The 13,121-nt window shown below is 37.3% G+C and carries 15 protein-coding genes; 6 read left to right on the forward strand and 9 right to left on the reverse strand.

Features of this window, described 5'->3' with window-relative positions; all coding sequences use genetic code 11:
• Positions 1-151 precede the first annotated feature (151 nt).
• Entirely contained in the window at positions 152-910 is a 759-nt protein-coding gene (locus AN490_RS10815) for an ATP-binding cassette domain-containing protein (protein WP_300002945.1), read from the reverse strand.
• A 153-nt stretch (positions 911-1,063) separates the two neighbouring features.
• Here AN490_RS10815 and AN490_RS10820 point away from each other — a divergent pair, with 153 nt between their 5' ends.
• Positions 1,064-2,290, forward strand: coding sequence for a tetratricopeptide repeat protein (locus AN490_RS10820; RefSeq protein ID WP_300002948.1), 1,227 nt, complete (start codon positions 1,064-1,066; stop codon positions 2,288-2,290).
• Positions 2,291-2,854: 564 nt separating this feature from the next.
• Here the strand turns inward: AN490_RS10820 and AN490_RS10825 are convergent.
• From AN490_RS10825 to cysT, 3 genes are read right to left on the reverse strand one after another with little or no spacing between them, the layout of a single operon-like run.
• Positions 2,855-3,121: an NIL domain-containing protein gene (locus AN490_RS10825; protein ID WP_300002951.1), complete on the reverse strand. Its 267-nt coding sequence runs from the start codon at positions 3,119-3,121 to the stop codon at positions 2,855-2,857.
• Positions 3,122-3,173: 52 nt separating this feature from the next.
• A complete protein-coding gene (gene cysW / locus AN490_RS10830) occupies positions 3,174-4,013 on the reverse strand; it encodes a sulfate ABC transporter permease subunit CysW (RefSeq protein WP_168696252.1) in 840 nt (279 codons plus the stop codon).
• Positions 4,000-4,869, reverse strand: a complete 870-nt coding sequence (gene cysT, locus AN490_RS10835; RefSeq protein ID WP_271822636.1) for a sulfate ABC transporter permease subunit CysT — start codon at positions 4,867-4,869, stop codon at positions 4,000-4,002. The genes cysW and cysT overlap by 14 nt, the downstream gene beginning before the upstream one ends.
• 4 nt (positions 4,870-4,873) lie before the next feature.
• Between cysT and AN490_RS10840 the strand changes: the two genes are divergently transcribed.
• Entirely contained in the window at positions 4,874-5,008 is a 135-nt protein-coding gene (locus AN490_RS10840) for a hypothetical protein (protein WP_300002960.1), read from the forward strand.
• Here the strand turns inward: AN490_RS10840 and AN490_RS10845 are convergent.
• Positions 4,987-6,099, reverse strand: coding sequence for a sulfate ABC transporter substrate-binding protein (locus AN490_RS10845; RefSeq protein WP_300003011.1), 1,113 nt, complete (start codon positions 6,097-6,099; stop codon positions 4,987-4,989). The two genes, AN490_RS10840 and AN490_RS10845, sit on opposite strands and share 22 nt — an antisense overlap.
• A 486-nt stretch (positions 6,100-6,585) precedes the next feature.
• Between AN490_RS10845 and AN490_RS10850 the strand changes: the two genes are divergently transcribed.
• Both AN490_RS10850 and AN490_RS10855 read left to right on the forward strand, forming a co-directional pair.
• On the forward strand, positions 6,586-7,671 hold the full coding sequence (locus tag AN490_RS10850) for a sulfate ABC transporter substrate-binding protein (RefSeq protein ID WP_300002963.1): 1,086 nt from the start codon (positions 6,586-6,588) through the stop codon (positions 7,669-7,671).
• Between the two features lie 177 nt (positions 7,672-7,848).
• Positions 7,849-8,058, forward strand: coding sequence for a hypothetical protein (locus AN490_RS10855; RefSeq protein ID WP_300002966.1), 210 nt, complete (start codon positions 7,849-7,851; stop codon positions 8,056-8,058).
• 18 nt (positions 8,059-8,076) lie between these two features.
• On the opposite strand, the gene AN490_RS10860 is transcribed toward AN490_RS10855, so the two are convergent.
• Positions 8,077-8,850 (reverse strand): class II glutamine amidotransferase, encoded by a 774-nt coding sequence (locus AN490_RS10860; RefSeq protein ID WP_300002969.1) that lies wholly within the window; start codon positions 8,848-8,850, stop codon positions 8,077-8,079.
• 386 nt (positions 8,851-9,236) lie between these two features.
• On the opposite strand from AN490_RS10860, the gene msrB reads away from it, so the two are divergent.
• A complete protein-coding gene (gene msrB / locus AN490_RS10865) occupies positions 9,237-9,731 on the forward strand; it encodes a peptide-methionine (R)-S-oxide reductase MsrB (RefSeq protein WP_300002972.1) in 495 nt (164 codons plus the stop codon).
• 137 nt (positions 9,732-9,868) lie between these two features.
• Complete coding sequence (locus AN490_RS10870) at positions 9,869-10,207, forward strand: hypothetical protein (RefSeq protein ID WP_213710910.1); 339 nt, start codon at positions 9,869-9,871, stop codon at positions 10,205-10,207.
• A gap of 246 nt (positions 10,208-10,453) precedes the next feature.
• Here the strand turns inward: AN490_RS10870 and AN490_RS10875 are convergent, their stop codons facing one another.
• From AN490_RS10875 to AN490_RS10885, 3 genes are all read right to left on the reverse strand, one after another.
• Positions 10,454-11,215, reverse strand: a complete 762-nt coding sequence (locus tag AN490_RS10875) for a phycobilisome rod-core linker polypeptide (protein WP_300002976.1) — start codon at positions 11,213-11,215, stop codon at positions 10,454-10,456.
• 187 nt (positions 11,216-11,402) lie between these two features.
• Positions 11,403-12,131, reverse strand: coding sequence for a phycobilisome rod-core linker polypeptide (locus AN490_RS10880; RefSeq protein WP_300002979.1), 729 nt, complete (start codon positions 12,129-12,131; stop codon positions 11,403-11,405).
• 140 nt (positions 12,132-12,271) lie between these two features.
• A complete protein-coding gene (locus AN490_RS10885; protein WP_300002982.1) occupies positions 12,272-13,015 on the reverse strand; it encodes a phycobilisome rod-core linker polypeptide in 744 nt (247 codons plus the stop codon).
• Between the last annotated feature and the right edge of the window lie 106 nt (positions 13,016-13,121).

Here is a 13,121-nt window from a genome sequence, read left to right on the forward strand (position 1 = left end):
CAAAAAATAGGGGAGGGCATCCCCAAATTAACGCTACAGGAGTTGAAACCACTACTCTGCTTGGTGTAAACCTGGTTGAGCAAGTTTTGACGGTGAATGTAGAATCCCCGTGTCTTTAGACCGGGGAGTGTCAACGAGAATAACTACCAGGCTAATCGCGGATACGATAATCTGTGGCTTGAGCTAAAACTTTTTTAGTTGATGCAAATTCTCGTAATTGTCCAACATGATTTTCATTGTATTGAAATAAAGCTGTAAAATCCGCGAGACGAGAGACTTGCTGGATGTTTCGAGAGATAAATATAATTGTCAGTTCAGAACGCAAACACTCAATTAGTTCCTCAATTTTTGTGGTGGTAATGGGATCAAGTCCACAACAAAGCTCATTAATCAGAATAACTTGAGGTTTAACGGCTAAAGCGCGAGCGATGCACAACCTTTGTTGTTGTCCACAAGAGAGTTCCAAAGCTGGTTGATAGAGCTTATTTTTGACTTCTTCCCAAAGATCCGCAGATTTAAGAGCTAACTCGACAATTTCATCTAATTCTGATTTTGGTCGCCAGCCAATTAATTTTACACCGTAAGCAACGTTATCATAACTGCTCATGGGAAAAAGATTGGGTTTGGAGTAAATTGTACTAATTTGACGACGGAGACGATTGAGATTAATCCGCCGTTCATAAATATTTCGCCCAAAAAATTCGATTTTTCCTTCAGTTTGGACTTTTTCCTCTAAGTCACTCATACGGTTGAGAGACTTCAAAAAAGTAGATTTCCCGCAACCACTAGGTCCCATAATGGCAATAATTTTATTTTGGGGAATATCCATTGACAGATTTTCCAGAATTTTTTGCTTATTGTAGTAAAAACTAAAGTTTTTGACACTTATGGCGGGAATTATTTTACTCATATTCAAGAATAAGGATTTAAGAGGAAGAAAGAAAAAAGCCGAAAATTTGGCATCAGAATACTTGTAAAACTTGATATTTGCTTATAACCTAAATTATTCCCTCTATTGATCTACAATGCTGCGTTTAATGAATGTAAGAAAGGTAAATTAACCATGATACAGCGTTTTATTTTCATCATTACTACTATCATTGTCTGGCATTTATGTATTTCTAACACATTAGCCAAAGAAAAAAAAATTGAAGATTTGGATAAGTTTCCTCCTAGTCCCTTAGAAATAACTATCACTGACCCAATATTGCCAAATTTACCAGATAAACGGGAATTAACATTAACAGAATTGCAAAAATTAAAGACGGATTTAGATGGATTAAATCAAGAGGCACAGGTGACACTACAAGGAGAAGATAAAAAGAAAGCCTTTGAGATTTGGAATCGTGAACTACGATTGAGACGCTTTTTAGGCACATTGTCTGAGGTGGAAGCGTTATCAAGAGTGGGAGAAATCGCTTGGAATCAAAATGAACGGGAAGAGGTGCGATATATTAGTCAGCGATTACAAGTAATTCAAAGCGAGATAGGAAGACAAAAAAGTACCGATTTACAATTATGGCAATCCCTGGGGAAAGCTTATCAAAAAATCCGGTTTCCTAAATTGGGAATATTGGCTTATGAACAAATTTTGATCTTAGTAAAACAACAACAAGATTCATCTGGAGAAATGGAGACTTTAAAAAATATTGGAGAATTACATTTAAGTTGGTTTGATTATCCCCAAGCTGCTAATACTTACCAAAAACTGTTAAATTTGGCAATTAATCAGGGTGATAAAACTAATGAATTAGGATATTTACAACAGTTAGCTTATATCTATTCCCAAGGAAAACAACCACAAGCAGCAATAGATATATTAAACAAGTTAGTCCAAGTTTATACTCGTGAACAAAATTTGAGTCAAATTCCAGCTTTGAAATTAGCGATAGCTGCAAATTATGAATCTCTAGCTCAAAAAGATCCCAATTTAAAACAACAGGCTTTTGATAATTATCAAGCAGCTTATACTGGTGCATGGCAATTAGAACAATACGCTAAAGCTGGAGAAGCATTAGAGAAATTAATTACTTTTTATCGTTCACAAAAACAAATAGATGCAGCTTTACAAACTAGCCAAATTCTCATAGAAACACAAACATTAGCTAACAATTCTTATGGTTTAATGTCAGCTTATGACCAAATTGGTGATTTATATTTAGAACGCCGAGAATCTACACAAGCATTAACAGCATTTCAGAAAGGATTAGAAATAGCTCAACAACTTAAATATCAAGAATTATACTTTACTCAAAAAATTGAAAAGTTAAAACCTGAGATAAAAATGTAGGGAATATCAAGATAAATAAAAAAGTCCGCGTTAGCGGACTCTGGACATTGGATAAGGTTAAGTTGTCACCAAGAGAGCCTACAAGATGTTAGACTTATTTATATTTTTACTAATTAATTTGAGAAAATCAAGTGGTTTGATTTAAGAATTAGGACATAATTTCGATATTTATGTCTGAAAAAAAAGGAGTTTATTGATGATTATTTTTACAGGTGGATATCTCCCATTGGTTAAAAAGGTGAGGAATCTGAGAAATTGCGGACATAACTAAGATTGTTTTGTCTAAGAGGGTGTTTGAAAAGTTTTGAATGTATAGACTGACCCCTCTCCAAACCTCTCCCCTGCAAGGGGAGAGGCTTTAAAACCCCCATTACTGGTTTGATATAATACTTTTCAAACAACCTCTAAGAGGATGCTTGAAAAGTCTTTGGTCATGTATCCAAAATCTTGATATCCCCCTAAATCCCCCTTAAAAACGGGAGTTAGGGGGGATATTGATACAACTGAGCGATAATTCTCCTCCATCTCCTGTGGCTCTGTTGCTTAACCTAAGCTACAATTTTTTTACCAATCACTAATGCTATTTTCATCCCAAACTTGCAATTTCAATTCTTGTAAATAGGTTAACCCATTTTGAATTTGTCCATTTGTTCCTTGTAAATCTAAATCAAACCAACCATCACCTACAGCATCCTGTCCGAGAATTGCGGCTTTGATATTCACAGTCAAGCCATATTCTGAAACTAGGCGAGAAATTACAGGTTCTTGATGATGATCTTGGGGAATTCTGACGCGAATTCGCTTGTTTATCAGGTTATTTTCACTACTCATAACCACCTCTAAGATGTAATTTAATAGTTGTCTGGAAATTACCTATTACCCATTATTCAACTTCTTTAATTTCAGTTTTTCGTTCTATGATTTCCTTCAGAATCAAGGTGATAACTGCCAGAAATGCTAACAATACAGCAGCAGAAAAAGCAGCTTCTGTTTCATATTGTTTGTAAGCATCTTCCACAAATAATGGTAAAGTCTGGGTTGTATTGGCAATGTTACCAGATACCACAGAAACTGCACCAAATTCACCCATGGCTCTGGCATTTGTCAAGATTAAACCGTAGAGTAACCCCCAACGAATACTCGGTAAAGTTACCCGCCAAAAAGTTTGCCAATCGTTTGCACCTAATGTTCTGGCAGCTTCTTCCTGATCTTTGCCAAATTCTTCTAAGACAGGAATTACTTCTCTGGCCACAAAAGGCATACTCACAAAAGCGGTAGCCATAAGCATCCCTGGAAAAGCAAAGACAATTTTAATATCATGGGCTTGTAGCCAAGGACCAAACCAGCCCTGTCTCCCGTACAATAAGACTATCATTAACCCGGCGACGACTGGGGAGATGGAAAAGGGCAAATCAATGATACTAAGAACTATAGCGCGTCCAGGGAATTTATGTCGAGCGATCGCCCAAGCCGCACATAATCCAAATACGGCATTTACAGGGATAGAAATAGCAGCCAGTAACAGGGTTAACCAAGCTGCGTGGAGAAATTCCGGTTTTGCCAGGTTAGATAAAAATGGGCCAGTTCCCTTTTTGAAAGCTTCAAAAAAAACATTAATAGCTGGAATATATTGAACCAGAAATAGGTAAGCGATCGCAATCCCAATTAAAACTGCCGGTACCCAACTCTGTTTTTTTGGTCTTTTAACTTTATCTATTGTCATATCTTCTTGCCCAAGCTTGTAAGAAATTAATTGCTAATAACATTACCAAAGAAATTCCTAATAAAACCACACCAATTACAGTTGCACCAGCATAGTCATATTGTTCCAACCGCTGGAAAATTAACACAGGTGCAATCAAATCTTTATAGGGTGTATTAGAAGAAATAATTACTGTTGAACCATACTCCCCAACTGCGCGGGAAAAACCCAAAGCTACGCCAGTTAAAATTGTCGGAAATAAAGGCGGTAAAATCACTTTCCAAAAAGTTTGCCATTCAGAAGCACCTAAACTCCAAGCAGCTTCTTCAATTTCCGATTCCATTTCTTGCAGAACAGGTTGCACAGTTCTTACTATAAAGGGTAAAGATATAAATATCATTGCCACTCCTACCCCCAAGCGAGTAAAAGATACCTTAATCCCCATTGGTGCTAACAATGAACCCAACCAACCATTCTCACTGTAAACTGTTGCCAGTGTTAAACCTGCGACAGATGTTGGCAAAGCAAAGGGTAAATCTACTGTGGCATCAATAATCCGTTTTAAAGGAAAATCGTAACGCACCAATACCCAAGCAATTAAAGTTCCAAACACGCCATTCAGCAAAGCTGCAAATAATGAAGTAACAAAGGTAACATTATAAGTTGCTAATGCTAACTCGCTGGTGGCAATTTCCCAAAACTTCGCAGGAGATTCCGTACTAGCCTTGAGAAACATGGCCACAATGGGAATAAATAACATCACAGTTAGATATCCCAAAGTAATCCGCCAAGTCCAAGGAAGATGAATCAAATTATCTACAAATACCTTCCAAATGGGAGGTTTAATATTAGTTTGTACAGCCGCAGATCCAGTCATAATTTTGTTAGTTGTCAGTTGTCAGTTGTTAGTAGGGGCGAAGCATTTGGAAGATAAATTATCGGTCATTGCCAAAAATAGTTCTCCAAATGCTTGTTGTCAGTTGTTGTCTACCAATTACCGTTTATTTTTAGCTTGAATTTGGTCAAAAATTGCCCCTTCAGCAAAGAACTTTTTCTGAACAGCATCCCAACCACCTAATTCTTGAACTGTACCTAAAGTTTTTATTTGGGGATATTTGTCAGCAAATTCTTTACTCTTAGCTACTGTTTCATCTACAGGACGAAATCCTACTTTAGCAAATTCCCGTTGTGCTTCGGGAGTAAACAAATATTTAACAAAAGCTTCTGCTACTTCACGATTACCATGTTTATCAACATTTTTATCCACAACAGCAATAGGATTATCAATGGAGATATTTATATCAGGAAGAACATAATTTGTTTTTTCACCCTTATCTCTGGCTAAAACAATTTCGTTTTCATAGTTAATCAAAGCATCACCTTGACCTTGTTTAAAAAATGCGTCTGTAGCTTCACGAGCATCTTTGGTTAATACAGGGACATTTTTATAAACTTTGGTCACAAAATCAATAGCTTTAGTTTCATCTCCACCAGTTTTAATGACTGAATTCCAAAGGGCGAGAAAATTCCACCGCGCTACCCCAGAAGTTTTCGGATCTGCGGTAATTAGTTTAACATTATCTTTGGCTAAATCAGCCCAATTCTTAATCCCTTTGGGGTTGCCTTCACGAGTTACTAAAGCTGCAACAGACTTAGAAACAATACCATTATTAGGAAATTTTTTCTCCCACCCAGGTTGAATTAATCCCGCTTTTTCAATTCTTTGCGTATCTAAAGCCAGGGCTAGATGAACAATATCTGCTTCTAAACCATCAACCACCGCACGAGTTTGCGAACCAGAACCACCATAGCTTTGTTTAAATACTACAGTTTGGTTATGTTCCTTTTGCCATTTTTCCACAAATTTGGGAATAATAGCGGCGTGAGCAGCTTTGGTGACAGCAAAGGATACAAGGGTTAATTCTACATTCTGTTTTTTACCCGTATCAGTAGTTGCACTAAGTAAATTCCTGGTGTTTGTCCCAGAGCAAGCAGCAAGAGATACACTCAATACTGTCCCTACTAAGAAAAGTGATATAAAGCCTTTGAGAGAATTTGGACTAAACCTCAGTTGTAGTCGTTTTCGTAATTGTTGCCACAAATTCATCTTTTGTCCTTCTGTGAGACTACGGTTAATTAATGAAAATACCATTATTGCAGGTATCTGGTTATCAAAACTAGTAAAAACTGCATATTGACGATAGGGAATATGGTGATTTTACCAGTTTCAAGAAAAATTACAATGCCTTTCAATGATAAGTATCAATTTTTAATTATCTTTATGGAGGTTTTAACGGGAAATTACTTAACTAATTTTCAATTGTTAATACTTTATCTAAATAAGTATTTAAAAATAAATATAGAATTTAATTTGTTAAAAGATTTGCCATATAAACTTTATAGGCATTAAAAGCTGAAAAAATATATTTGCAATATTTAATACATACAATACCCGATAGGAAAATAGTTGTTTTTAAGTGCAAAAACTATTGATTTTATTTATGACATCTGGTACGCTCTTTCTCTAGAGGTTAAATACGTTATCTTTACAGAGTTACCGTAGATTAGATTCAAACCAATTTTAGGACATCCCATGACAGATAATTCTGCCAACACCGCAAAATTTGTTCCCATAACAAAGCCGTTTTTTCCGGCTTTATTCTTAGCAACAGGTTTAAGTATAAGCACTATTTTGCCTGTATTTGCAGGTACAGCCCAAAAGACGCAACTAATGAGTCAAAGCGGTAAAAAAGTTGAACTTACCTTAGTTACTTACGCAGTCACCAAAGCGGCTTACTCAAAAATTATTCCCAATTTTGTGGCGAAATGGAAAAGAGAAAAAGGTCAAGATGTTGAAATTAAAGAAAGTTACGGGGGTTCTGGCTCGCAAACCCGCGCTGTCATTGACGGTTTAGGTGCAGATGTGGTAGCCTTAGCATTGGCTGGAGATATTACAAAAATTGAACAAGCCGGTTTAATTAAACCAGGTTGGGAAAAAGAAGCTCCGAATAATGCAATTGTTACCCGTTCAGTAGTTGCCCTAGAAACTCGCGCTGGTAATCCGAAAAAGATCAAGACTTGGACTGATTTAGTAAGACCTGATGTAAAACTTGTTACTGCAAACCCTAAGACATCAGGTGGAGCTAAATGGAATTTTCTCGCTTTATGGGGTTCAGTAGTTAAGAATGGCGGAAATGATGCCCAGGCGTTAAAGTTTGTAACAGATGTGTTTAAAAATGTAGTTGTATTACCCAAAGATGCCAGAGAATCAAGTGATGCTTTTTACAAAAAAGGTCAGGGTGATGTATTAATAAACTATGAAAACGAAGTCATTTTAGCTGCACAGCAAGGCAAAACAGATACTTCTTACATAATTCCTCCAGTAAATATTTCGATAGAGGGACCTGTTGCAGTTGTGGATAAAAATGTTGATAAGCATGGAAATCGTGAGGTTTCTGAAGCTTTTGTCAAGTTCCTTTTCACTCCAGAAGCACAACGTGAATTTGCTAAAGTTGGTTTTCGTCCAGTTGACCCAACTGTGTCCAAAGAAGTAAAAAGTAAATTCCCTTATATTGCCCGACTCTACACTGTAGCTGATCTTGGCGGTTGGAGTGGTGTCCAGAAGAAATTCTTTGCTGATGGTGCGATTTTTGATAAAATTCAACGGGGAAGACGCTAAGTATAGCAATTCTTGATTGATTGTAATATATTCTTGGGTCACGGTGTAGACAAAGTTTTTGTAGCGATGCAGGATTTTTGCAACCGTGATTTACAGCACTTTCCGGTGTTATGAGGTACATATCCAGCGGGCAAGATGCCCGCACTACAAGAGTTTCATAATTCAAGTTTGTACCTCATGAGACGGACTTCTGTTTTTTCCCAAGTGCCAATTATTATATTAACTAGTAGTGATGGAGCTTTTGATCGAGTTCGGGCTAAGGTATTTGGGGTAACTGATTTTATTAATAAACCTATCAAAAAGGAGCAGATATTTACAATATTAAATAAGCATTTACTAACAAGTTCTAGAAATGAATATCTCCAGAATTTTGCTTTGTCTTATTAATAAAATAGTTGTCAAAAATTAGGCAAATTTTAGGGGTAAACCATCCTGAAATATGAGTAATTCTCCCGGTTGTATTTGTGTCCAAACTTCGTTATCAGTTAGGGGTGTAGTCACAATCACAGCCACGCGATCTTTAGATGTAGTCAATTCACTAAAATCTACAGTCATCTCTTCATCAATTAAATGAGCCGCAGCAAAAGGCGCTTGTCTAATAATGTAGCAAAGTTTAGTTGAGCAATAGGTGAAAAAATGCTCACCATTTGATAATATATAGTTGAAAGATCCAAGAATTGCTATCTCTTTGGTGATTTTATGTAATGTCTGGTAGAGTTCCTTTAATGGTGGTTGTCCTTGGGGAAAATGCGATCGCAAAGTATTGAGAATTAAGCAAAATGCTTTTTCGCTGTCCGTAGTCCCCACAGGTTGAAAAGTCCCATGATTTTCCGGGTTAAAGTCTGGTAAGTTACCATTATGAGCAAATACCCAATATCTTCCCCACAGTTCCCGACGGAAAGGATGACAGTTTTCCAAGGCTATTTTGCCTTGAGTAGCTTTGCGGATATGGGCAATTACATGAGTAGAATGAATGGGATACTGACGGATAAAATCGGCAATTGGTGACGCGATAGAGGCTTCAGCGTCTAGAAAAATTCGACATCCTTTGCCTTCAAAAAAAGCAATTCCCCAACCGTCGCTATGTTCATCTGTTTTTCCTCCCCTGGCAGAAAAACCTTCAAAGGAAAAGCAAATGTCTGTGGGTACGTTGCAGTTCATTCCTAACAGTTGGCACATTAGTTTTGTCGTTGTAAAGATCAACTCCAGAGTAACTGATTATTTTTGATGGAACAGGTACAATTTGGACATTTAATTATCAAATATTAATAAAAACCTGTTTGGAGAAACTCATCGTGGTAATTTTTAATTTGTAGTCCGCATTCAGCTATGAGTAGCCAGGTATCAGGTGGCGATACAAAATTGCTGATACAATCTTTGAGTTGTCGATACTGATAATCTCATAGAGATATTAAGTAGGGTTTAAATTTATTTAGGAAGTATTACATATTCTTTTTCACTAAGCAAGACGTTTTTAGGTGATTTTCATCAATTTCTCATGGAGGATTTAGAAATTTATGGGAGTTGATTGGCCAAGGAAGAGAAAAATAGCAAATAATAGAATAATGAACAAACGCTATTTTTTGCAAATCAGTACAGTTTTAATCGGTACAGCCTTTTTTTCCCGTTATATCAATTGGAGTTCAGAATCTATGGCGCTTTCTAATCCAGAGTTTGCAGTGACAAAAACAGAGGAAGAATGGAAGAGTATCCTCACATCAGAACAGTTTCAGGTGTTGCGGAAACATGGTACAGAACGCTCCCATACCAGTTCTCTCGATAAACAATATGAACCTGGTACTTATGTCTGCGCTGGTTGTGGACAAGCTTTGTTTACTTCAGATACTAAATTTGATAGTGGTACTGGCTGGCCGAGCTTTTTTAAACCAATAGAGGGAGCGATCGCTACCACTACAGATCGAGCATTATTTATGACCAGAACTGAAGTTCATTGTAGTAATTGTGGTGGACATTTAGGCCATGTTTTCAATGATGGTCCGAAACCAACAGGTCTGCGCTACTGCATGAACGGTGTATCCTTGCAATTTACACCTGCGTAAATTACTAGTAAGGTTCACTTTTTAAACTCTTACAAGGGGTGTAAACCCCTTGTTTTATTTTGTCAAAAGCGAGAAATTGGAATATAGCAGGTAGTGTTTACATGAAATTGTCGAAAAAAAAGGATAAGGATTAGATAATGCAAGTTCTCAAAAGATCCATCAAACCAGAAAGTTATATATCGTTTCTCCACATTTACCAAACTACTTGGGGGACTGCTGGTGATATTTGTTTAGTTCGTGAATCTGTAGCTGAATCCAGTGCATCGAAGTTTGTAGGCCGCAGAATTAAATTAGCCCTTCCTAAAGGCATGGAACGTGATTACTTAGTGAATATTCCCATTATAAAAATTGCAGGTCATGTAGGTGAAGGGCATCCTAAAGATCCACAGTCTGAATGGGAGGCCTATGATGGTATAGATCCAGAAATAGCGATCGCAGTTTTAAAAATTTGGGACTTCAAGTTAATTGAGTTATAGGAGATTCTACCTCAAGGTACATCTTTAAAGGCAAAAAAATTCATGTTTGCAAAAACTATGGGAAGCAGCGCAAAAAATTGAGAGTGCGTCAAGAATTATCTTCCTAACGCACCCTATAAATTGAAATTTTTTTGGTAGACTTAGTACACAACAGCGGAAGTTAACTAACTATTAAAAATAACTAAAAGCAGATATTACCAGCTTTTTTAATTTTTAATAATTAATTTTTAATTCCGCTCTGCGGTACTAGCGTTTACCACGGTAAGGAACAGCATTGAGGTAATCAATGTCAAAAGAAGATAACTTTTGAGCATAGTTACCTTTACCAGATACAGAAGCAGCCATATCTGCAAATTTAGCAGGATCGCCTTCTTTTAAACGCTTTGCTTTTGCCTTAGCAGTGTAGAAGTTTTCCAAGGTAAAGCGCCAGTCGGTTTTGACTGTACCGGCTGTTTCTTGGAAGTCGGCACCGTAACGAGGAGTTACCAAGTTAAAAGGACGATCTACAAACCGCTTGCGTTGGTAAGGTACGGTATTATCACCAAAGGTTGCAGTGTATTCTGCACTATCTACCAAAGCATCAACAAAACCGCTAAATCCTTTTGTACCAATGACAATTGACCAAGCAATCTCTTCTTTTTTATTATAAGCAGAACGACCCAATAAACGTTTGAGGGTGATGTCTACTAAACGGTAATTGTTATTAACAGAAACAACTAAACGATAAAAAGCTTCAGATTTAGCTAAACCCCGGATAAAGTCACGAACTGACAAAGAACCGTTTTTAAGTTGAGATTCTAAAGTCCCTTGACGGTTAAATTTGAGAATTTCATGTTCGCTGAAAACTTGGCGATAAGCAGCCCAAATGATGTTTGTCATGTCAGTGTAAGAACTAACATCTTCAATCCGATAGATATAAGGTGTATCTTCATTTTGGTCAGCAACGCCAAAGCTGGCCACCCGGTGATTTTGACTGCTTGGATTGTATTGAAGTAATGGCAATGCCATATTAATTTTCTCCTTTTATGATCAAATTAAACAAAGATAATGAATCAGGGAACAGGGAACAGGGAACAGGGAACAGGGAACAGGGAACAGGGAATATTTTTACCCTATTCCCGGTAAGTTTTGGTTCAGGTCTAAATCCCCTGTATTATTCCTTGTTTCCTCTCAATCTTATTTTCCCCTCAAAAGGTTAGTAGATATCACTAATTCCTAACCAATTGAGAATCAACAAGAAAGTGATGCCTGCGGTTATTACCAGTAATACAGCAGACAATGCCCCCAAATCAACATTTTGCCCAGAGCCTGGGTAGAAACCTCCACGCCATTGACGAAGATACGGCCATTTTTGGACAATACCTGCCCGGTCACGATAATCAGCACCATAGCGGGGACTAAAACTGATTGGGCGGTCTGTGGTCATTCGTTTGCGTTGATAGGGTACGGTATATTCGCCAAAGGCTTGTTCATACTCGCTACTATCAATCAAAACATCCACAAATTTTCCCCAACCTAAAGTAGCAATTTGAATTGACCAGGCAATTTTTTCTTGCTCATTGTAGGGAGAACGACCTAAGATCCTTTTCAGGAACATTTCTACCAACCGATAGTTGTTATTTGGTGTCACAACTAGCTGATAAAATCGCTCTGATTTCACCAAACCACGAATGAAGTCTTTAACCGTAATTGACCGATTTTTGAGTTGAGTTTCTAAGGTAATTTGGCGGTTAAATTTGAGAATCTCCTGTTCGTTGAAGACTTGGCGATAAGCAGCCCAAATTAGTTGTTCAATTTCGCCGGCAGAGTTAGCATTTTCAATCCGGTAGATATAAGGATTGTCTTCGTTAATATCTGCCGTACCAAAGCTGCTAACTCTTTGGTTTTGAGTTGTAGGTTTGTATTCAAGTAAAGGAATTGCCATTTTAAAGAACCTGCCTTTTGGTAAATTTGGCATTTCAAAATGCTCTAATACTTAGCAAACTAACTAAAATTAAAATCCTTAAAAAAATACAAACTTTATCACTTTTGTAACCGAGATTACCCAGCTAGTTAAAAAACTATCTAGCGCAGGGGAAAACTAACACTAGGACTGATAGAAACAGGAATACCTGTTGATGTTGTTTCCCTAGTAGTATTAGGAATTTGGATATTGGCAGTGCTAACTGGTGTGTAAGTCACTGTTTTAATCTTAATGGAATTTGCCATATCCAAAAAGTTTTTAATGTCACCCCATTTATAACGAGCTTCTTCAAGTTGGTCGCGCCAGTAATCGCTGTATCGTGGTGTTACCAAATTAAAGGGTCTATCCTTATAACGTCGTCTTTGGTAGGGAACGATATTTTCCCCAAAGTTGCTTTGATATTCTTCAGAATCGAGCAAAGCGTCAACAAAACCACCCCAACCTTTGGTAGCAATCACAATTGACCAAGCGATTTCTTCCTTGTTGTTGTAAGGTGCGCGACCTAATAACCGTTTTAGCCCAATTTCTACTAATCTGTAGTTAGAATTACTCTGAATTACCAAACTTTGGAAAGCTTCAGATTTAGCTAAACCCCGGATAAAATCGCGGACGGTAATAGCTTTGTTTTTTACTTGGGATTCTAAATGAACTTGGCGATAAAATTTGAGAATGACGTGTTCGCTAAAAAGTTGCCGATAAGCAGCCCAAATTAATTCTTCTATTTCTCCACCAAAGGCGTAGTCTTCGATGCGGTAAATTGTGGGTGTATCTTCGTTGGGAACTTCATAACCAGAAACGCGCTGGTTTTGGGAACTGGGTTTGTATTCTAGTAAAGGTATTGTCATGTTTGTCAGTTGTTGGTTGTCAGTTGTCAGTTGTCAGTTGTTAGTAGGGGCGAAGCATTAGGAAGATAAATTATCGGTCATTGCCAAAAATAGTTCTCCAAATGCT

The sequence above is a fragment of the Anabaena sp. AL09 genome (genome assembly GCF_001672255.1).
In the GTDB taxonomy this organism is placed as follows: domain Bacteria; phylum Cyanobacteriota; class Cyanobacteriia; order Cyanobacteriales; family Nostocaceae; genus Dolichospermum; species Dolichospermum lemmermannii.